The organism is Bradyrhizobium genosp. P (genome assembly GCF_049949265.1).
Lineage (GTDB): Bacteria > Pseudomonadota > Alphaproteobacteria > Rhizobiales > Xanthobacteraceae > Bradyrhizobium.
The window spans coordinates 4,417,551-4,436,975 of record NZ_CP188195.1 but is presented as its reverse complement, the minus strand read 5'-3'; the positions used below and the strand labels follow the sequence as shown (position 1 = coordinate 4,436,975).

General features: G+C 63.4%; 19 protein-coding genes, 1 tRNA gene and 2 pseudogenes. 7 read left to right on the top strand and 15 right to left on the bottom strand.

Features of this window, described 5'->3' with window-relative positions:
• Positions 1–44: 44 nt before the first annotated feature.
• On the bottom strand, positions 45–1,391 hold the full coding sequence (locus ACP2YO_RS21395) for an IS5 family transposase (protein ID WP_426436472.1): 1,347 nt from the start codon (positions 1,389–1,391) through the stop codon (positions 45–47).
• A 453-nt stretch (positions 1,392–1,844) separates the two neighbouring features.
• On the opposite strand from ACP2YO_RS21395, the gene ACP2YO_RS21390 reads away from it, so the two are divergent.
• On the top strand, positions 1,845–2,648 hold the full coding sequence (locus ACP2YO_RS21390; RefSeq protein ID WP_426442561.1) for an enoyl-CoA hydratase/isomerase family protein: 804 nt from the start codon (positions 1,845–1,847) through the stop codon (positions 2,646–2,648).
• Positions 2,649–3,051: 403 nt separating this feature from the next.
• Here ACP2YO_RS21390 and ACP2YO_RS21385 read toward each other — a convergent pair whose 3' ends face one another.
• The gene (locus tag ACP2YO_RS21385) at positions 3,052–3,180 is read right to left on the bottom strand and encodes a hypothetical protein (protein WP_426442560.1); all 129 of its coding nucleotides are present in this window, start codon (positions 3,178–3,180) and stop codon (positions 3,052–3,054) included.
• A gap of 39 nt (positions 3,181–3,219) precedes the next feature.
• Between ACP2YO_RS21385 and ACP2YO_RS21380 the strand changes: the two genes are divergently transcribed.
• Positions 3,220–3,585: a hypothetical protein gene (locus ACP2YO_RS21380; RefSeq protein ID WP_426442559.1), complete on the top strand. Its 366-nt coding sequence runs from the start codon at positions 3,220–3,222 to the stop codon at positions 3,583–3,585.
• A 136-nt stretch (positions 3,586–3,721) separates the two neighbouring features.
• Here the strand turns inward: ACP2YO_RS21380 and ACP2YO_RS21375 are convergent.
• Together ACP2YO_RS21375 and ACP2YO_RS21370 are read right to left on the bottom strand one after the other, a co-directional pair.
• Positions 3,722–3,806 (bottom strand) — tRNA-Leu (locus ACP2YO_RS21375).
• 98 nt (positions 3,807–3,904) lie between these two features.
• On the bottom strand, positions 3,905–4,147 hold the full coding sequence (locus tag ACP2YO_RS21370) for a FliM/FliN family flagellar motor switch protein (RefSeq protein ID WP_426442558.1): 243 nt from the start codon (positions 4,145–4,147) through the stop codon (positions 3,905–3,907).
• A gap of 60 nt (positions 4,148–4,207) precedes the next feature.
• Between ACP2YO_RS21370 and lipB the strand changes: the two genes are divergently transcribed.
• Positions 4,208–4,945, top strand: a complete 738-nt coding sequence (lipB, locus tag ACP2YO_RS21365; protein WP_426442557.1) for a lipoyl(octanoyl) transferase LipB — start codon at positions 4,208–4,210, stop codon at positions 4,943–4,945.
• A 4-nt stretch (positions 4,946–4,949) separates the two neighbouring features.
• On the top strand, positions 4,950–5,612 hold the full coding sequence (locus tag ACP2YO_RS21360; RefSeq protein ID WP_426442556.1) for an SGNH/GDSL hydrolase family protein: 663 nt from the start codon (positions 4,950–4,952) through the stop codon (positions 5,610–5,612).
• Between the two features lie 18 nt (positions 5,613–5,630).
• Here the strand turns inward: ACP2YO_RS21360 and ACP2YO_RS21355 are convergent, their stop codons facing one another.
• Positions 5,631–6,002 (bottom strand): tautomerase family protein, encoded by a 372-nt coding sequence (locus ACP2YO_RS21355; RefSeq protein ID WP_426442555.1) that lies wholly within the window; start codon positions 6,000–6,002, stop codon positions 5,631–5,633.
• On the opposite strand from ACP2YO_RS21355, the pseudogene ACP2YO_RS21350 reads away from it, so the two are divergent.
• A pseudogene (locus ACP2YO_RS21350) lies at positions 5,992–6,248 on the top strand (LysR family transcriptional regulator); the annotation flags it as partial. The gene ACP2YO_RS21355 and the pseudogene ACP2YO_RS21350 overlap by 11 nt on opposite strands.
• A gap of 8 nt (positions 6,249–6,256) precedes the next feature.
• Here the strand turns inward: ACP2YO_RS21350 and ACP2YO_RS21345 are convergent.
• The 7 genes from ACP2YO_RS21345 to ACP2YO_RS21315 form a co-directional block, all read right to left on the bottom strand.
• Positions 6,257–7,693 (bottom strand): TIGR01777 family oxidoreductase, encoded by a 1,437-nt coding sequence (locus tag ACP2YO_RS21345; protein ID WP_426442554.1) that lies wholly within the window; start codon positions 7,691–7,693, stop codon positions 6,257–6,259.
• Positions 7,690–8,355 (bottom strand): DUF4166 domain-containing protein, encoded by a 666-nt coding sequence (locus ACP2YO_RS21340; protein ID WP_426442553.1) that lies wholly within the window; start codon positions 8,353–8,355, stop codon positions 7,690–7,692. Before ACP2YO_RS21340 ends, ACP2YO_RS21345 begins: the two co-directional genes overlap by 4 nt.
• Positions 8,356–8,380: 25 nt before the next feature.
• A complete protein-coding gene (locus ACP2YO_RS21335; protein WP_426442552.1) occupies positions 8,381–8,938 on the bottom strand; it encodes a GbsR/MarR family transcriptional regulator in 558 nt (185 codons plus the stop codon).
• Positions 8,939–9,034: 96 nt separating this feature from the next.
• Positions 9,035–9,334, bottom strand: coding sequence for an acylphosphatase (locus tag ACP2YO_RS21330; RefSeq protein ID WP_426442551.1), 300 nt, complete (start codon positions 9,332–9,334; stop codon positions 9,035–9,037).
• Positions 9,331–10,197, bottom strand: coding sequence for an isocitrate lyase/PEP mutase family protein (locus ACP2YO_RS21325; RefSeq protein ID WP_426442550.1), 867 nt, complete (start codon positions 10,195–10,197; stop codon positions 9,331–9,333). Before ACP2YO_RS21325 ends, ACP2YO_RS21330 begins: the two co-directional genes overlap by 4 nt.
• A gap of 106 nt (positions 10,198–10,303) precedes the next feature.
• Positions 10,304–12,319 carry an acetyl-CoA carboxylase biotin carboxylase subunit gene (locus ACP2YO_RS21320; protein WP_426442549.1) on the bottom strand — a complete coding sequence of 672 codons (2,016 nt, stop codon included), beginning with the start codon at positions 12,317–12,319 and terminating at the stop codon, positions 10,304–10,306.
• 181 nt (positions 12,320–12,500) lie between these two features.
• Positions 12,501–12,707, bottom strand: coding sequence for a hypothetical protein (locus ACP2YO_RS21315; RefSeq protein WP_426443276.1), 207 nt, complete (start codon positions 12,705–12,707; stop codon positions 12,501–12,503).
• A 235-nt stretch (positions 12,708–12,942) separates the two neighbouring features.
• Between ACP2YO_RS21315 and ACP2YO_RS21310 the strand changes: the two genes are divergently transcribed.
• Together ACP2YO_RS21310 and ACP2YO_RS21305 are read left to right on the top strand one after the other, a co-directional pair.
• On the top strand, positions 12,943–13,707 hold the full coding sequence (locus tag ACP2YO_RS21310) for a thermonuclease family protein (protein ID WP_426442548.1): 765 nt from the start codon (positions 12,943–12,945) through the stop codon (positions 13,705–13,707).
• A gap of 72 nt (positions 13,708–13,779) precedes the next feature.
• Positions 13,780–16,248 carry a PAS domain S-box protein gene (locus ACP2YO_RS21305; RefSeq protein WP_426442547.1) on the top strand — a complete coding sequence of 823 codons (2,469 nt, stop codon included), beginning with the start codon at positions 13,780–13,782 and terminating at the stop codon, positions 16,246–16,248.
• Positions 16,249–16,271: 23 nt separating this feature from the next.
• Here the strand turns inward: ACP2YO_RS21305 and ACP2YO_RS21300 are convergent, their stop codons facing one another.
• The 3 genes and pseudogenes from ACP2YO_RS21300 to ACP2YO_RS21290 form a co-directional block, all read right to left on the bottom strand.
• Positions 16,272–16,568 carry a septal ring lytic transglycosylase RlpA family protein gene (locus tag ACP2YO_RS21300; protein ID WP_426442546.1) on the bottom strand — a complete coding sequence of 99 codons (297 nt, stop codon included), beginning with the start codon at positions 16,566–16,568 and terminating at the stop codon, positions 16,272–16,274.
• Between the two features lie 87 nt (positions 16,569–16,655).
• Positions 16,656–17,369, bottom strand: a pseudogene (locus ACP2YO_RS21295) (EAL domain-containing protein); the annotation flags it as partial.
• A 15-nt stretch (positions 17,370–17,384) separates the two neighbouring features.
• Positions 17,385–19,367 carry a diguanylate cyclase domain-containing protein gene (locus tag ACP2YO_RS21290; protein WP_426442545.1) on the bottom strand — a complete coding sequence of 661 codons (1,983 nt, stop codon included), beginning with the start codon at positions 19,365–19,367 and terminating at the stop codon, positions 17,385–17,387.
• Between the last annotated feature and the right edge of the window lie 58 nt (positions 19,368–19,425).

Sequence of the window (19,425 nt, the reverse complement as noted above, 5' to 3'; positions counted from 1 at the left end):
GGTGCTTGCCTTGCCGTTGGGTCGACGGACTAAATGGTCGTCCGTTAAGAAACCGAATTAAGCGGAGAGCGGTCGCTGGCGGCAGCGATGAGGGTGGTCAGGATCAGGCACCAAAGAGCCCTTAGCCAGGCGATGATGCGGCGGAAGTTGTGGCCGACGGCTGAGAGGATGACGTTAGCCGCATCGCCGGCGCGGCCTTTGAGGTAGCAGCGGCCGAGGTGACCATCGGTCTTCAGGTGTCCGATGATGGGTTCGATGGCGGAGCGGCGGCGCAGCTCGCGCTTGATGACACCGAAGACGCCGCGCTTCTGGCCAGAGATGAAGATTCGGCGGGGATTTTGTGCGTTGTGACCGCGGTATCCCTTGTCGACATAGGCCCGCTCGATCGCGCAGCCGGTGAGTGTCTCGGTGCGGTCAATGACGTCCTGCAAGGTATGACCGTCGTACGGGTTATCGGGTAGCGCCGTGGCGTGCAGCACGAACAGGCCCCCAGGAGCCAGGCGGTTGTTGGTGACGATGGAGGCTTTGACGCCGAACTCGTAAGGCGCGGCTGCTTTGCCCTTGCCGATGCACTCCACCTCCGGGGCGTGGAAGGAATAGAGCTTCCAGCCGCGCTGGCGTTGCTGCTGCGAGCGGATCTGCGAAGCCCGGCTGAGCGGGAGGGCGAACGCGTTCTCGATCACAGCCTGACCTTCGATCTTGCGGCGGAGATCGCGGATGATCCGGCCCAGCCGGCTACGCAGGATGCGCAACTGCCGCTGATGCCGTTTGAATTGCTTGGCATGGGCGTAGCGCCCCGCCATCATTGCCGCGGTCTTGGCAATGCGAAGGTAGGACTGCCGCAGCTTGACCCCGTGCTTCCTCGCCAGGCGGTTGAGCCCCTTGATCGCCGCGTGCAGCAGCTTGGCATCGGTCGGGAAGGTGATCGCCTTCGGCTGCACGGTGGTATCGACCGTGACCCGCTTGAGGTCCTGGCTGCGTAACGCGCCGGCCTCGTGCGCCACCCGCAAGCTCTCGGCCAGCAACAGCTCCAGCTTGTCGCCGAGCCGTTTGCGCCAGTGGCTCAGGTCCGAGCGCTCGTGCGGGAAGGCGTGCTGAAAGAACTCTTCGCCGGTGAAGAACTGGAAGTACGGGTCGTGGACCCAGCGCTCGCACACCCCCTCATCGGACAGGCCATAAATGTGCTTGAGCAACAGCAGCCCGATCATGAATCGGGTCGCGATGCCTGGCCGACCGTTCTCGCTATAGAGTGGCGCGATCTCACCGTCGATCCAGTCCCAATCGACTTTGCCGGCGAGCTGAACCAGCTCGTGCTTCATATTGATGATCTGGTCCAGCCTGGCCCGGAACAGATCGCCCGATCCCGTCGTCCTGTGCTTCTTCGGTCGCATCGCCACCTCCGATGCGACGACGGAATCATGACTGGCGATTCGACGGAATCCTGAAAATGAAATTGCAGGGTTCCGATGCTCGAAGCATCAAAACCCTGCAATCGCAAAACAGTCCACAACGACAAATGCGATTCTAGCTCAATCGCTTAGCCGCTCTTCACGGACGACTAAATGATATTGGTCAGACCAATTGGTAATTTGGCCGGGCGCGACAGTCAAGGGGCTTCTCGGCTGCGCTCGTTCGACGCGTGCATTGCCGCTTAAGAGCTGACGGTCGCCAGGATTTGGACCACCGCCTTCATTTCTCGGCTTGCGGACGCACGCTCCGCAATCGCGGCCATCAGAAAAGTCAGCCTGTGCATCTCAGATTTCCTTGACTGATATTCGTCGATCCCTTTAATGGTCCGACCAAGCCGCGGACGCGCCAGCGCAGCACCACCATCAGGAGGACCAATGTCCAAATATTCCCACTATGAGGCACTCAAGGTCGAGGTGAAGGATAGGATCGCGGTGGCGACCCTCAATCGCCCGCCTTATAACGCGATGAACCGAACGCTGATCCATGAGATCCACAACGTCTGGGCGGAGCTGACCGACGACGACGATGTCTATGCGATCGTCCTGACCGGTGCGGGAGACTACTTCAGCGTCGGGGGCGACGTGAAACAAATGTCAGAGCGGCCGGGCGGCGATTTTCTTCACGAGGGGGAAAAGCCCTACCGCAGCCGCAGCCGCGATATGGTCAACGACATCCTCAATTGCGACAAGCCGATCATCAGCGCGATCAACGGCACATGCGCAGGCCTTGCGGCGACGGCGGCGCTGTTCTGCGATATCTCGGTAATGGCCGAGGATGCGAAGATTCTCGATCCTCACGCAAAGGTCGGCCTCGTGGCCGGCGACGGCGGTGCGATCATCTGGCCGATGCTGCTCGGACCGAACCGCGCGAAGGAATACCTTATGCGGGGAAAGGCGATCACCGGTATCGAAGCCGAACGCATCGGGCTCGTCAACTACGTTCGGCCTAGGGCCGAAGTGCTGTCGGCGGCGATGGAACTCGCACGCGAACTTGCCGATGCGGCACCCTGGTCCGTACGCTGGACCAAGCTTAGCGTGAACAAGGCTATCAAAGACCAGGTGAACTTGATCCTCGATGCCAGCCACGCTCTCGAGCGGATCACCATGACAATGGAGGATCACACCGAGGCCGCTCGTGCGTTCAAGGAGAAGCGCAAGCCAGTCTACAAGGGCCTTTGAGCGACGGTCCGTTGGTTGAGAACTCTCCCCGCCCCTTGTGTGATGGACCGTTTGGGGCGGGGCAGAAGACGCATTGCGCCAAGGGGCGCAAGGTTTGTGCCACGGTCGTCGTCTGTGCGGACGGCGCGTGCCCGAGAGAGCGACCCGCCGATTTCCACGCAGGGCGACGCCACCATCCTCTCGTAAGGAAATCACGCTTTAGGTTCGCATGGGTTTGGTCCAAATAGAACTGCAACGCACACAGCTTCTCTTCTAACGACTTATCGGCATTCATCGCGATACGCCGCCACGGGGGACGGTCCCGATTGCATCGCCAGCGGTGGCTGAGGCCTGGCCACCCGGCGGGCCGGGATGATGGGCTTCATTGTGTGCGTGTGAGCCGGTTCGTTCGAACAATCCCGCCCTACTTCTTTTCAGGCCTCGCCTGAGCCTCGACATAGTCGAGCACCTCTTTCCGCTTATCCGGGTCTTTGATTTTACAGAATGCCCGAACCAGTCGGAGCGCCTGCAATTCTTCCAACGTCGACTTCATCCCAGCCTCGACCTTTCACCCTACGCCGCGAGGGAAAAGTTGGCTGCGCTTAACCCCAACTCAGGGCCTGTAATTCTACTGGCGACATGCAAATGTTCTCCGTCATGCATTCTGACTGGTAACGAGTCCAAAACCACGAACTGGGACGATTGCCTCACGACCGTTGGTTTCGACCAAGGCACGTTTTCATACGCGGTCCTCGCCGACGTCAACGAACCCAAGAAAAGCTGCCACGGCGTGCGCAAGGCCCGGGCCGAGGTGGCCGCCCATGCCGACTGCACCGAGAGCCAGATGATGGCGATGTTCGGTTGGACCGATCCAAAGATGCCAGCACATTACATCGCGCAGGCGAATCGAGAGAAGCTCGGCATCACCGGCATGGAGAAAATTGTCGCATTCGATTAGAGCCAATCACTCGGATGAGTTCATGCGGCTGCCAGCCGCGAACAGCACGGGAACGCCGGCTGCGGACAAAGTAGTAACTTTGCGTAGTAACATTCGAAAAAAAGACGCTGTAAGTTCAAGTACTTAAGCGTGGGTATGGTGCGCTCGGAGGGACTCGAACCCCCACGATTTTACTCACTGCCACCTCAAGGCAGCGCGTCTACCAATTCCGCCACGAGCGCTCGGGATTCCGGCGTGGAACCCATGGGGCACCGCCGGATCGACGGGGCCATGTAACAAATCACGGATGCAGGGACAAGGCGGTTGGTGACGGAATTAACTACCGAACACCGGGCGATTTCGGCAGCATTTGCTTGACCTCGACCGCAATCCGGTTGCGGTCGACCAAGACCACGCCGCTGGCCACCGGAAGGTTGTTGGCGAGGATTTTGACCTCGTCAGCCTCGGTGGCGTCCAGTTCGATGATGGCACCGCGGGACAGCCGCATAACCTGGTGTATAGGCATGGTGGTCGTGCCGAGGACCACCATGAGATCAACGCTGACTTTATCGAGGGTGGGCACTTCTGAACCGCCGAACTGGAACTAAATTGTGGATTCACCTGACCACGTTAGAGTTAGCCAATGGTTAACGACCGCCAAAGCCTTGATTTGACGACTTTTGCCCTGCCCTCGGGCAGCGGCCCCGTCGAATGGCAGGTTTCGGACCGTCCGGTCCCCTACCCCGATTCCCTTGCCGCGATGGATACCCGGGTAGCCGCGATTGCGGATGGTACCGCGCCGGAGCTGGTGTGGCTGCTCGAGCACCCCTCGCTTTACACCTCCGGGACCCGCGGCAAGGCCGACGACCTGCTCGACCCGCGCTTTCCGACGTTTCAGACCGGCCGCGGCGGCCAGGTGACCTATCACGGTCCCGGCCAGCGAGTCGGCTACGTGATGCTCGACTTGAAGCGGCGGCGGCCGGACGTGCGCGCCTATGTCGCTTCGCTCGAGGAATGGATCATCCGCACGCTCGCGGCCTTCAACGTCCGCGGCGAGCGCCGCGAGGACCGTGTCGGGGTCTGGGTCAGGCGCCCCGACAAGGGTTTGGGCTTCGAGGACAAGATCGCAGCGATCGGCGTCCGCCTGCGCCGCTGGGTCTCGTTCCACGGCTTCGCGATCAACGTCGACCCCGAGCTCTCGCATTTCCAGGCGATCGTGCCGTGCGGCGTGGTCGATCCGCACTACGGCGTCACCTCGCTGGTCGATCTCGGGCTGCCGGTGACGACGGCCGACGTCGACATCGCCCTCAAGCAGGCGTTTTCGGAGATATTCGGGGCCGCCGCGGCAGCGACAGCCGCTCGCGAACAGCCCGCCGTGTGATCCGATGCGCAAGCGTTTCCTGGTCGGTATGGTCGTTTTGATCGTAGCTGGATTGTTGTTCTACATGCTGGACACACCGATTGCCGAACGCCGCGAGAAAGCGATCCTGCAGCGGATCCAGGAGTTCGTGGCGCAGCGGAGCGGAGCGAAGCCGGTCGTCTTCGTCGGCGACAGCCTGGTCGAGGGCGCGAGCTTTTCGCCGACGCTCTGCGGCCGGCCCGTGATCAACGCCGCCTATGGCGGCGCGGTCGCCAGCGGCGTGCTGCGCCTGGTCGAGGCGTTCGAGCGCATCCGGTTTGCTCCGGCCGTTCTCGTGATTGCGGTCGGCGTCAACGACAGCATTCGCATCGATCGCCGTCCGTTTGCCGAAACCTATCCGGAGATCGTGCGCCGCGCAGTCGCGCTTGGCGGCAAGGTCTTCGTCGTGTCGCTGGCGCCGGTCGCGGCGTCAGGCGTGATGGCCGATGAGATCGACCGGGCGCGCTTTGCGGAGATCGACCGGGTGATCCGACAGGCCGCCCGCGAGGGTACAGCCTCGCTGATCGACGTCGGCGCGCTGCCGACGAAAACCAGCCCGGTGGTGCCGGACGGCGTCCATCTGAGTGCCGATGGATACGCCGCCTGGACTGCCACGATCGAGAGCGCCATCAACGCGCAGTGTCCATGAGCTTCACGCCCGCCAAGATCACGCGGCGGCCTTCTGCGGTGAGACCTCGAGCTTGCCGGCGATATAACGGCGCTCCTGGGTCAGGCCGCCGAAGCCGTAGGCATCGCCCTTGACCTCGTCGACATGCGCGTAGGTTTCGTTATGGAGAGGACCGAGCAGATTCTCGATCCGCTGGAACAACGCAGCGAGATAGGCCCCCTTCTCGTCCTTGGTGTTGGTGCCTTCGGTCACGTGGATGTCGAGCCAGTAGCTCGCGAGCTTCTGTTCGGCGAGCGACTTGCCCCCAGCAAACCAGTCGGCGGCATCGGCCGACTTCACGATAACAGCGGTGACCTTGGGATCCTTGTGCAGGATCCTGGCCGTGAGTTCGGACACGGCCAAGGCAGGCATCGTCTGGACCGAAAGCTTCGTCGGCGGCGGCGTCACCGCCGTGGTCGCGGCAGCGCTCGCGGGCCTTGCGGTGGCGCCCCTCGCCCGCCGCATCGCACCGCCGGGCCTGGTCGACATCGGACCCGCGCACAAATTGCCGCCGCTCGGTGCCTCAAAGGTGATGCTGCATTCGAAGGCGATCCCACCAAGCTGGCGGCGCTGCGAACACTGGCGGCGACATTCCGAAGTGTCGCCGCGACAGCCTGATATGCGCGCTACAGGATCGCCTCGAATGCGCTGCGCAGGGTTTCGTGGCGGAACACAAAGCCGTTGCTCAGCGCCTTGTTAGGCAGCACGCGCTGGCCGCCGAGCAGGAGTTCATCGGCGAAGTCGCCACCGACGGTGCGGAGCAGCGCAGCAGGAACGCGGAAGATCGCCGGACGGCGCAGGCGGCGTCCCAACTCCTCGGTGAACGTCGCGTTGGTCACGGGAATCGGCGCAGTCGCGTTGATGGGACCCGAGAGTCCGGGTCTCGCCACCACGTGCGCGATCAGGCGGACCAGATCGTCGCGTTCGATCCAGGACATCCACTGCCTGCCTGAGCCGAGCGGACCGCCGAGACCGAACTCAAACGGCGTCAGCATCCGCGTGATAAACCCACCGTCAGTTCCGATCACGAGACCAACCCGCAGATACACCACGCGTACGCCGTGATCGCCGGCGGGCTTGGCCGCATTCTCCCAAGCTTCGCACAGCTCATGGCTGAAGCAAGCGTGGGATTTCGCCGACTCGGTGAGCACCTGGTCCTGCCAGAGTCCATACCAGCCGATCGCAGATCCACTCACCAGCACGGACGGTTTGTGCTCGAGCCGCGCGATCAGCTTGACGATTTCGGTCGTAAGATGGACGCGCGACGCAACGATTTCACGGCGCTTGGCTTCGGTCCACAGGCCATTGCCGATCGGCTCGCCCGCGAGGTTGACGATCGCATCGATCCTCGTCTCCGCGGGCAACTGGTCGAGGCTGGTGATCAGCGTGATCGGCGGCCGCAGCATCTCGGCCTTGGCCGGATTGCGGATCAGCGCAATCACCTGATGACCCGATGCGGTCAGGCTTGCGACCAGGCGGCTGCCGATGAAGCCGGTCGCGCCGGTGACAAGCACGGTTTGCCGTGCCGGCAATTTGTCGACGAGGGTTGCCGCAGATGCGCTCGTCATCCGCCCGAGCCGCCGGGCAGCGGCAATATCCCTCACGGCGAAGACAGCTGCGCCGATCGCCGACGCGGTCGCGAAGACGCTCAGCAGCCCGGCGTAAGCCGGCTCGATCCCGGTCGGCCGCATCGCCCAGTCGATCAGGACCGGCAACAATAGCAGGAGAATGGCGCCGTAATTGATCGCGAGCAGCGTGTGATTGATCCGCTCGCTCGGCGGCAGTTTCCGGCTCAGATCCTCCTCGACAAAATCCATCAGCGTGATGACGACCTCGATCACCAGCACGGCGATGATCGCGATCGCAAAAATGCCGTGCACCTCCAGCCAGCCGAGCACCAGGAACAACAGCGCATAGAGCATGTTGCGGAGGCTGTGCAGCTCGAGCTCGTGGCGCTGCGAGGGGCGCCAGGCCAGCCGCTCGGTGAATTCATGGTGATAGAAGGTGTCGAACGCACCCATCGCGATCTGGATAGCGACCAGGGTCCACAGCAGCGGCGTCATGATGAGGCCTCCCTGAACACGGCGCACTGACGTATCAGCCGGCCAAAACGCGGGTGAACGATCTCTAGCGTGAAGCGGAAGGCGCCGTCGCCGAGATCGGAGTGGGTCACCGTGAGATCGCCGGGTGTCAACCAAACCGGCAGCGAAAGCCGCAGGCCGCCGATCTGCAGCGAATAGCTCACGCTGTGGAACGCCAGCGCCTCATGCTCGACCGCGATGCGCAGCGCCATGCTGACGCCGAAGCCGACATATTCTTCGAGCCCGGTCGGGCCGGCGAAGCGCTTGGCGGAATGAATCACTTGCGGAAACCCGTCGCGGCGCGCGCAGATGCGGGTCCAGATCTGGCCGCCGCTTGCCGCGTCCTCGGTAACCGTGACGATCATCGGCACATGCGTCTCGGTGCCGGTCGGGAGCGGTCCGCCGATCAGGCGCGCAGCTTGCGCAAGCCACCAGCCGATCCGGCTCGAACAGGCCTCATCGACCTCGCCGACATAGACGACGGTGTTGCCGTCCTCGAAACGCTTGGAAAATCGCCGCCAGATCGCCAGCGGCAGACGGCCCCAATCCTCGTCCGGCAGCAATGCACGGAAGCGACGATCGTCGAGCAGTTTTGTATCCGCGACCGGCGATGTCCTGAGGCTGGATGTCCTTGCTGACGTCATCGCACACTCCCGCTATGCGCCGTCCCTATTTGGCTTTGCCCATGGGCAGGAAACTCACAATCTTCTCGCCGAGCTTGATCAGCGCGACCAGGCGTGGCCGCGGCACGTTCAGCATCTGCGCATACCAGCGGTCGACCAGTTCGGTGAACGCCAGCATCTCCTTCAGACGTTTGCTGGCGACCGGGCTGATGCTCGGGTCATCGGCGGCATCGGAGACGCAGGTGCGCAAGGCCGCGACGGCAGGATCGATCTCGCGCTCCTTGCGGCCGGCCGCGATTCGCGCCGCGACCTCCCAGATGTCGGTCTCGGCCTCGAAGTGGTCGCGGCGGTCGCCGAGGATCGGCACGCGCCGGATCAATCCCCAGGACAGAAGTTCCTTGATCGAATTGGAGACGTTGGAGCGCGCCATACCGAGCGTGTCGGCGATGTCCTCGGCCGTCATCGGCGCTTCCGCCAGATAAAGCAGCCCGTGGATCTGGCTGACCGATCGATTGACCCCCCATTGGTCACCCATGTCGCCCCAGTGCAGGATGAAGCGCTCGACGGCGGTGGGGAGTTTCTTCTTGGCGGTTATTTCTGTCATAACAGAAATATCAGACAGTTCGGAGCGGAAGTCAAGAGCCAGGGTCTGGCCTAGCTGGAGGCGTCAGTCATGCCAACGATGAACGGATGGCGGCGGTCAGACCGTGGGCAGGAACGAAAACCGCTCGCCTGCCCGGCGCAGGTTCAAAAGGTCGGAATCGCCTGTCTCAACTTGCACGTCATCCACGTGCGCCAAAAGCGGCCCGCGCCGGCATGATGCAATCATCTCGGCAACTATATCCTCGGGTCCGGAAAACACCGCCTCGACACTGCCGTCGCGGCGATTGCGAACCCAGCCGTCGAGGCGATGTGATCTCGCCTGCTCCGCGACCCAGGCGCGATAGCCGACGCCCTGCACGCGGCCGCGAACAACAACGTGGCGGATCGCGCCGGTCATTTCTTCAGGTTAAGGAAATCACCGGCGCGGGCTTTTGTTGCTGCTTCGCGCATCACGCGGCCGGTCAGTTCGGACGAGGCGATCCCTTTCAAGGTCTTCGGCGAGGCACCCTCGCGCAGCGCCTTCAAGGTCTCATACACAGCCTGCGTCGCCGCAGCGAACGGCGCGTGGCCCTGCAGCGCGATCCTGACCCGCTGGCTCGCCAGATAGTCGGGCGCAGTCATCTCCTCCGGCGCGCCGCCGAGCACGAGCGGCAGGCTCGTCGCAGCGGAGATCGCCTCCAGCTCGCCGCGCGCCTTGATGCCGGTGAAGAACAGCGCATCGACGCCAACAGCCTCATAGGCCCTGGCACGCGCGATCGCGTCGTCGAGATTGGTGATCGAGACGGCGCCGGTACGCCCAATGACGACGAGCGACGGATCGCCGCGGCCGTCCAGCGCGGCCTTCATCTTGCCGACGCCCTCCTCCAGTGAGATCAGCTGCGTCTTTGCCTCGCCGAACGCCTGCGGCAGCAGCGTATCCTCGATGGTGAGGCCCGCGGCGCCGGCGGCTTCGAGCTCCTGCACGGTGCGGCGGACATTCAGCGCGTTGCCGTAGCCATGGTCGGCATCGACGAGCACGGGCAAGGCGGATGCGCGCGACATCCGCCGCATCTGTTCGGCAAGCTCGGTCAGCGTGATCAGGGCGATGTCGGGGTCGCCGAGCACGGCAAGAGAGGCCACCGAGCCGCCGAACATCCCGAGCTCGAAGCCGATATCCTCGGCAATCCGGATCGAGGTCGCGTCATAGACCGAGCCCGGACGGATGCAGGTCGATCCGAAAAGGATCGAGCGGAGAGCTTCACGTCGTTTGCGAAAGGCCATGGCATCCCTCTCCATCAACGTCATTGCGAGGAGCGAAGCGACGAAGCAATCCATTCTTTCTTGCGCGAACAGGTGGATTGCTTCGCTCGCAATGACGGGATAACGGCTATGCGAACTCCAGGATCAGCGCGTCGACCGCGAGCGTGGCGCCGGCGGCGGCGTGGATCTTCTTCACCGTGCCGTCGCGCTCGGCGCGCAGCACGTTCTGCATCTTCATCGCTTCGATCACGGCCAGCGTCTCGCCGGCCTTGATCTCTTGCCCTTCGGTCACGGCGATCGACACCACGAGCCCGGGCATCGGGCACAGCAACTTCTTGCCGGTGTCGGCCGCCGAGGTCACCGGCATCAGCCGCGCCGACGCCGCTTCAGTCTCGGTGAAGACAAAGACAGGGACCTCGAAGCCCTGATGTGCGAGGCGGAAGCCGTTATTGATCACGCGCACCTGCAGGGCAACCAGATTGCCGTCGATGGTGCCCTGCCAGACCGGCTCGCCCGGCGCCCAGGTCGACACCAGATTGTGCGGGTTGCCCGCCTGCCCGTCCGCGCCGACGAAGCGCACGACGATCGCATCGCCCTCGCGCGCGACGTCGAGTGCGATCTCGGCGCGATCGAGCCACACCGCGCGGCGGCGCTCCCGCTGCACCACGCGGCCGCCCATCTGGCCGGAAATCTGCCGTTTGCGTTCGCCGAGCACATGATCGATCGCGGCGGCGACCGCGGCCAGCCGCCGCGCGATCTCGCCCTCCGGCGGACGCGCCGAAAATCCCTTCGGGAATTCCTCCGCGATGAAACCGGTCGAGAGCCGCCCTTCGCGCCAGCGCGGATGGTTCATCAAGGCCGACAGGAACGGAATGTTGTGGCGGATGCCGTCGACATAGAACGCATCGAGCGCGGTGGCCTGGGCCTCGATCGCGGCCGCGCGCGACGGGGCGTGGGTGACGAGCTTGGCGATCATTGGATCGTAATAGATCGAGATCTCGCCGCCTTCCTGCACACCGGTGTCGTTGCGGATGGTGATGCCGTCATGGCTTGCTTCGGCCGGAGGGCGATACTTCACGAGACGCCCGATCGACGGCAGGAAATTACGGAACGGATCCTCGGCATAGACGCGCGATTCCACTGCCCAGCCGGTCAGCGTCACGTCCTTTTGCGCTAGGCCAAGCTTCTCGCCGGCGGCGACGCGGATCATCTGCTCGACGAGATCGATACCCGTGATCAATTCGGTCACGGGATGCTCGACCTGCAGGCGCGTATTCATCTCCAGGAAGAAGAAGCTCTTGTCCTGACCGGCGACGAATTCCACGGTGCCGGCTGAATCGTAGCTCACGGCCTTCGCCAGCGCGACCGCCTGCTCGCCCATCTTGCGTCGGGTCTGCTCGTCGAGCAGCGGCGACGGCGCCTCTTCGATAACCTTCTGGTTGCGGCGCTGGATCGAGCATTCGCGCTCGCCGAGATAGATCACGTTGCCATGCTTGTCGCCGAGCACCTGGATTTCGATGTGGCGCGGGTCGGTAATGAATTTCTCGATGAAGACGCGGTCGTCGCCGAACGACGACTTGGCTTCCGCTTTCGCAAGGTTGAATCCTTCGGCGACCTCGGACTTCGAATGCGCGATGCGCATCCCCTTGCCGCCGCCGCCGGCGGAGGCCTTGATCATGACGGGGTAGCCGATCTCGTCGGCGATCTGCACCGCGTGTTTGTCGTCCTCGATGACGCCGAGATGTCCCGGCACGGTCGAGACGTTGGCCTTGGCGGCGGCCTTCTTGGATTCGATCTTGTCGCCCATCGCGGCGATCGCACCGGGGTTCGGGCCGATGAACACGATACCGGCCGCCTCCAGCGCGCGCGGAAACGCCTCGCGCTCGGACAGGAAGCCATAGCCGGGATGCACGGCCTCAGCACCGGTCTTGCGGCAGGCCTCGACGATCTTGTCGATCAAAAGATAGCTCTCGGCGGCGGCCGGCGGGCCGATCAGGACGGCTTCATCGGCCATTTCGACGTGCAGCGCGTCGCGATCGGCCTCGGAATAGACGGCAACCGTCTCAATCCCCATGCGGCGAGCGGTCTTGATGACCCGGCAGGCGATCTCGCCGCGATTGGCGATCAGGATTCGTTTGAACATGCTCTTCTTGCTTGGGCTTTTCGGCTTGGATTTCGATTTGGATTTTGACTTTAGGCAGGATCCTCCCCGCGCAATCTGGCACGGGCGATTGGGCGTAACCAGCCCGTGGTACAGCAAATCGCACCGGAGGCAACGGTCTCGTGCGGCCCGGTCCGTCTCTGGCGGTAGTCCGAGGGGTGGTTCAGCCCGAATAGGACTGGAAGCGACCGCGCGAATGAGCACGCGAGACCGCTTTCATCAGCTCGCTGACCTCATTCTCCAGAAATTCATTGGCGACGATCAGCGCGCGGATGGTCGAGCGCAGGTCCCCGCCACAAGCTGAGATGGCCTGATCGACAGCCGCCTCCAAGCCGTCATCGTCGTCAGATTCGGGCCGTACAGACGTCATGGAGGTATCCGGGATCAAGTGATGCCATATGTTCCTATTTTGTTCTCATCGAGTCAATCGATCTTTGACGGGGTGCCGTCTCTTGGCGCCTTTCTCTTCCTGCGTCGGCGTGTAGGCATTGCTCGGTAACGACGTCGACGATGACACGCACACAGCTCTTGCGAACAGGCCTTGGTTCGATCGTGCCAGCCTGTGCTAGAAGTTCGGCAGTCCGCCAAAGAACTGAAGTGAAAATATGCGATTCCGAAATCCCATCGCCATCACACTTCTGCTTGCACTTCTGTCTGCGAGACCTGGTTTCGCCGCAACAATGATTGTCAAGGACGGCAGCACGATCCAACTCGGCAACGTGACCTATCGCCTCGACGGCATCGATGCGCCGGCGGTCGATCAGCCCTGCATCGACGAGCACGCCGACGCCTGGGCTTGTGGTGTCGAAGCGCGCGACCAGTTGACCAGGCTGATCGGCGGCAAGTCAGTTCATTGCGACGACATCGGTGTCGACCCCACCGCCAGGAAACGCCGCCTCGGCGTCTGCAAGATCGAGGGCGACCCGACCAGCCTGAGCCAGTTGGTGGTCCGCCAGGGCTACGCGTTGAATGTCGAGGCGTCGGCCACCGGCCGCTTCAAGCCCGATGAAGCCGCCGCCAGGGACGATCGCCGGGGACTTTGGAAAGGCTGCTTCGTCGCACCGCGGGAGTTTCGCAGCGGCAAGAAGGATGGCGTCCTGCTCGGCAGTTCCTGCCCGGCCGACCGCGACACGCAGATCCGCGCGGCGCTGTTTCCCGACGACCTCGCAATGCCCGCAAGCTGCAACATCAAGGGCAAGTACGCCGTGCGCGCCCGCGTTACCGGCAATGTCGGCATCTATCACTTGCAGGCATGCCGCAGTTACCCCGGCTTAACCAATCCGGATCGATGGTTCTGCTCCGAGGAAGACGCGCAGGCCGCCGGGTTCCGGCGGGCCTATAATTGCCGCCCCGGCACGAAGAGCAAGTAAGCGGCAGCAAATCACCGCTGGCAAAACTGCCTCGTCTTGTGTGAGACTGGGCCCAAGAGGTTGCCGGCACGAATGACCCCTCCCGATCCCTCCGATGTGCTCCCCGAGGCCGCGGCCGCGGAACGGCTGCGGCAGCATCTGGAGGAGATTGCGCACGAACGCGACCGGGCTCATCGCGCGCTCCTGGACCGCGAAGCCGAGCTTGCGCGAATCCAGCGCATCGCGCGGGTCGGCGGGCTTGAGATCGATTTCCGCGATGGCGTGCGGAACCGCCGCTCCCCGGAATATCTGCTCGTGCACGGGCTGCCGCCCGACGAAGTCAACGAAGCCTATGAGAACTGGGTCGCGCGAATTCACCCCGAGGACCGCGAGCGGACGGTCGAGCACCTGTTCGGCGTGCTCAAGGGCAGAAGCGAGGACTATACGGCGGAGTACCGGATCATCCGCCCGAACGACGGCGAGAGCCGGTGGATCCGTGTCGTCGCCAAGATTGAACGCGACCGCAGCGGCCGTGCGCTGCGCTTGGTCGGCGCAGACCTCGACGTCACCGACCAGATGCTGGCGCAGGAGACCTTGCGTGAGAGCGAGGAGCGCTTTCGCCTGATCGCCGACAGCGCGCCGGTCCCGGTCTGGGTGACCAAGCTCGACCGCACGCGCTCTTTCGCCAACCAGGCCTATCTCGACTTCCTCGGCCTGCCCTTCGAGGAAGCGATCGTGTTCGACTGGCGCAAGGCGCTGCATCCCGATGATCTGCCCCGCGTCCTTCAGGAGCAGATCACGGGTGAGCTCTCGCTCAAGCCATTCGTGCTCGAGGCACGCTACAGCAACGCCGCGGGCGACTGGCGCTGGCTGCGCTCGGAATCGCAGCCGCGCTGGGATCCGAACGGCAAGCATATCGGCTTCATCGGCGTCGCCCACGACGTCACGGCCGCCAAGGAAGCCGAAATCGAACTGCGAAAGCTCAACGAGACGCTGGAGCGGCGCATCTCCGAGCGCACCGCGCAGCTCGAGTCCAATGAAGCGCAGATGCGTGCGATCTTCGAGACCAGCCATCAATACCAGGGGTTGCTCAACCGCGATGGCGACCTGCTGTATGCCAACAGGACCGCGCTGGCCGGCATCCGCGCCGAACCAGCCGACGTCATCGGCAAACCGTTCTGGGACACGCCGTGGTTCAGTGCGACCGAAGACGCGTCGCAGGCAATCAGGAACGCCTTCGCCACGGCGATGCAGGGCGAGGACGTCAAGTCCGAAATGCTGCTGCGGCTGCCGATCGGCGACCGCTATTTCGACTTCGAGATGCGGCCGCTGCGCGACCGGCATGGCACCGTCGTCGGCGCCGTGCCCGAAGCCGTCGACATCACCGAACGCCGCCGCGGCGAGGAAGCCTTGCGGCAGTCGCAGAAGATGGAGGCGGTCGGCCAACTCACCGGCGGCGTCGCGCACGATTTCAACAATCTCCTGACCATCATCCGCTCGGCGACCGATTTCCTGCGCCGCCGCGAGCTGCCCGACGAGCGCCGGCGCCGCTACATCGACGCGATCTCGGAAACGGTGGAGCGGGCCTCCAAACTGACGGCCCAGCTGCTGGCGTTTGCGCGCAGGCAGCCACTGAACCCTGAAGTGTTCAACGTCGGCGCGCAGGTCGACAGTGTGGTACAGCTGATCCGGCCGTTGGTCGGCGGGCGGATCCATATCGAAGTGAGGATCGTCGATCCCGATTGCTTTGCAATCGCGGATATCGGCCAGTTCGAGACCGCGCTGATCAACCTGGCGGTCAACGGCCGCGACGCCATGAATGGCGAGGGCCAGCTGACGATCGGGGTCAGGAAGGTCCGCAATATACCCGCGCTGCGCGCCCAGGCCCCGCGCAGCGGCGATTTCGTCGCGATCTCGATTCAGGATAACGGCAGCGGCATCTCGCCCGAAAATCTCGACGCGATCTTCGAGCCATTCTTCACGACCAAGGAGGTCGGCAAGGGAACCGGTCTCGGCTTGAGCCAGGCGTTCGGCTTCGTCAAGCAGTCCGACGGCGACATCCAGGTCACCAGCACGCCCGGCCGCGGCGCGAGCTTCACCATCTATCTGCCACACGCGATGCGGCCCGCGGATGCGAAGGTCGCGGCCTCCGCCGGCAGCGAGCAAGCCTCGATCGGCCGCGGCTATCGCGTCCTTGTCGTGGAGGACAATGACGACGTCGGCCGCTTCTCCACCGAGTTGCTCGAAGACCTCGGCTATTCGGTGAAGCGCGCAGCCGACGCCAACGCTGCGCTCGCGATCCTGTCAGAGAACGAGTTCTCCGCCGATCTCGTGTTCTCGGACGTGATCATGCCCGGCATGAACGGCGTCGAGCTTGCCGGCATCATCCGCGATCGCTTTCCCGGCCTGCCTGTGGTGCTGACCAGCGGCTACAGCAACGTGCTCGCCGAAAATGCCCACAGCGGCTTCGAGCTTATTCAGAAGCCCTATTCCGTCGAGGCGCTGTCGCGCACGCTCAGGAAGGCGATCGTCGAGCAGCGGACCATCGCCTCGAAGTCCTGATTGTGTCGCCCGTCGGCCGCGCCCTACTCGATCAGCACATGCGCGACGCCGAGCTCAAGAATGCCGAGCGCTCGCGCGGCAGCGGTTGAGATATCGATGATCCGTCCGCGCACGAACGGGCCGCGGTCATTGACGCGGCACCGGATTGATCGGCCGCCATGGGACACCGTCACCATACTGCCGAACGGCCTGTTGCGATGTGCGCAGGTCATCTCACCACGTTTGCCGATGCCATGATAGTAGGATGCAAGGCCACTCTCTGCGTTTGCCGCACACGAGGCAAACAGCAGCATGGCCACGGACGTTGCTGCGGTCTTCATTAATCGCCTGCCGGTCGAGCCCCGCAAGGGAACGCGTTTCCAGCAAAACAGTTCCCCACAAATGGTCCATGAGATGGCCGCCGGCCGCTACGCTGCGTCTTCGACGCCATCGGCTGCCAGCAGCGTGCGGACATCCTTTGCTGGAACCGGTCTGCTGAACAGATAGCCCTGCATCTGCGTGCAGCCAAGCATCTGCACGGTGTCGCGCTGCTGATCGGTCTCGACGCCTTCGGCGGTCGTGATCATGTTGCGATCGGCGGCGATCGAGACCACGCGCGGATGATCGAGGCCGAGCTGGTGTTGCGGGTCACTTCCTTGACGAAGCTGCGGTCGATCTTGATCTTGTCGAACGGGAAGCGTTGCAGATATTGCAGCGACGAGTACCCGGTTCCGAAGTTCGTCGAGCGCGATGTGGACGCCGAGCGCACGCAGCTGGCCGAGCGTGACAAGTGCCGCATCGTCGTCGGCGATCAGCACCGCCTCGCTGATCTCGAGTTCGAGCCGCCGCGGGTCAAGCCCGCTTTCGGCGAGCACCCGCGCAACCTTCAGCGCCAGCGTTTCCGACTTGAACTGAACCGGCGAGACGTTGACTGCAACCCGCACATTCGCCGGCCAGCCCGCGGCCTCGATGCAGTCGGTGCGCAGGACCCACAGCCCGATCTCCTCGATCAGGCCGGTCTCCTCGGCCACCGGCACGAAATCTGCCGGCGAGATCATGCCGCGGACCGGATGCCGCCAGCGCAACAGCGCTTCGCAGCCGGTCACCTCGTCGCTGCGGAGGTCGACCAGCGGCTGGTAGTGGAGTTCGAAGGCATCCTAGGCCAGCGCTACTCGCAGGTCGGCCTCCAACTCGCGGCGCAGATTGGCCTGCTTCTCCATCGCGGGATCAAAGAAGCGGTAGGTCCTGCGGCCGGCCGCCTTGGCGGCGTACATCGCAAGATCCGCGCTCTTGAGCAGGTCGAACAGGTCGGAGCCATGGCGCGGCGCGATCGCGATCCCGATACTGGCATCGCTCGACAGGCGATGGCCGCGGCAGTCAAACGGCGCGCGCAACGACTGATAGACCCGCGCAACCAGATCGCTGACATCGTCGTCCGACGCGATATCGTGCTGCACGATGGCGAATTCATCGCCGCCGAGCCGCGCGATGAAGTCGTTCGGACCAATCGATCGGCGCAGCTTGTCGGCAACGCCCTTGAGGAATTCGTCGCCGATCAGGTGTCCGAGCGTATCGTTGATGCGCTTGAACTCGTCGATATCGATGTAATGGATCGCGAACTCGCGCGCAGCGGGCTCGAGCAGCAGCGCTTCCGCATGGCGCTGGAACAGCGTGCGGTTCGGCAAATTTGTCAGAGCATCGTAATGCGCGAGGTGCTCGATCCGCGCCTGCACCCGCCGCCCCTCGGTGACATCCTCGAGCGTGGTGGCCCAGCCGTCATCAGGCGAGCGCTTGTAGATCAGGCGGATGTTGCGGCCGTCCGGCGTCGTGATCACTGTGTCCTGGACGTTGTCACCGTCCCGGTTCGTGAACCGCGCGCAGTACTCGTCGACATCGCCGACGAAAGAGCCGGTCGCCTGCCGATGCAGGATCAGGTCACGCAGATGACATCCCGGCTTGGCGATTTCAGGCGAGACGCCGAACATGTCGATATATTGCTGATTGCAGATCACGAGCCGCGACGAGGCGTCGAACAGCAACAGCCCCTGGGTCATGTTGTTGATGGCGGTGTCGAGATGCTGGCTTTTCTCGGACAGCCTGTGCTGCGCGGCTTCGTGCTGCCGCCTCAGCTGGCGTACAATCAGGAAGATCGTAAGGATGACGACGACCACGGCCAGCACCGCGGCGAAGAACTCCAGCTTGGTTTGCGCGCGCCAGTCCTCCAGCGCGCTGGATGTCCTGGTCGTCGCAACGATCAGGATCGGAAAATGGGACAGCGCCTTGACCGCCCCAACGCTATCCTCGCCCTGCGAACTGACGAAGCGGCCCGACGTGTTGCCGCCCAGGCTCAGGACTTTCCGGAACAGCGGCTCGTCGAAGATGTTGTGGCCGACGATGCTGGTATCCTGGGGATAGCGCGCGATGATGGTGCCGTCCCGGTGAATCATCGAGATCACGGTGTCACCGTTCAGGGCCAGCGACGCGACGAAGTCTTCGAAATGGCTGGGTTCGACGCCGCGGCTGGCAAAGCCGATGATCTCGCCGTTGCGCCCGGTGATCTTGCGCGCGAAGATCGTGGTCCAGTTTCCCGTCACCTTGCTCATCGCCGGTTCGACGATGACATCGGGTGTCGGCCTTCCCGAGGTGAACTCCTGAAAATAGCGCCGCTCCGATATATTGATATCAGGCACCGGCCACATCTCGGACGAGTTTATGAGCCATCCCTTGGCATTGAAGAGATTGAGACCCCCGACATGCGGCAGCGTCGCCAGCCGAGTGCGCAGCATCTCGTGCGCGCTCAACAGCGACATGGTCTTTTCGAATTGATCGGCGGTCTCGATCTGCCCCGCCTGCATGTAACTCACGATATCGTCGTGGACATGTTGGAGGTCACTGAGCTGCTGGTCGAAATGCCTCGACAGCAGGAGTGCCGTGTTGTCGAGCTCGCGCTCGGAAACCTGCAGCGCGCGTTGGCGGTATTGCAAGGCGAGGTAGCCGGTGCTGAGCGTGATCGCAAGCACGAGCAGCGCAGCGCTCAGCACGAGCCATTGAATGGCACCGAGCCTTGTGGCGCGAAGCACACCCTCTATCGACAGCCACCGGTACTCCGGCATCTTGCCGCTCGTTGAACGCGTTGACATTTTCCTGACCCTGCGGGAGCCGTTGTACGGGAACACAACACAAGGCGCGGTTAGGAAA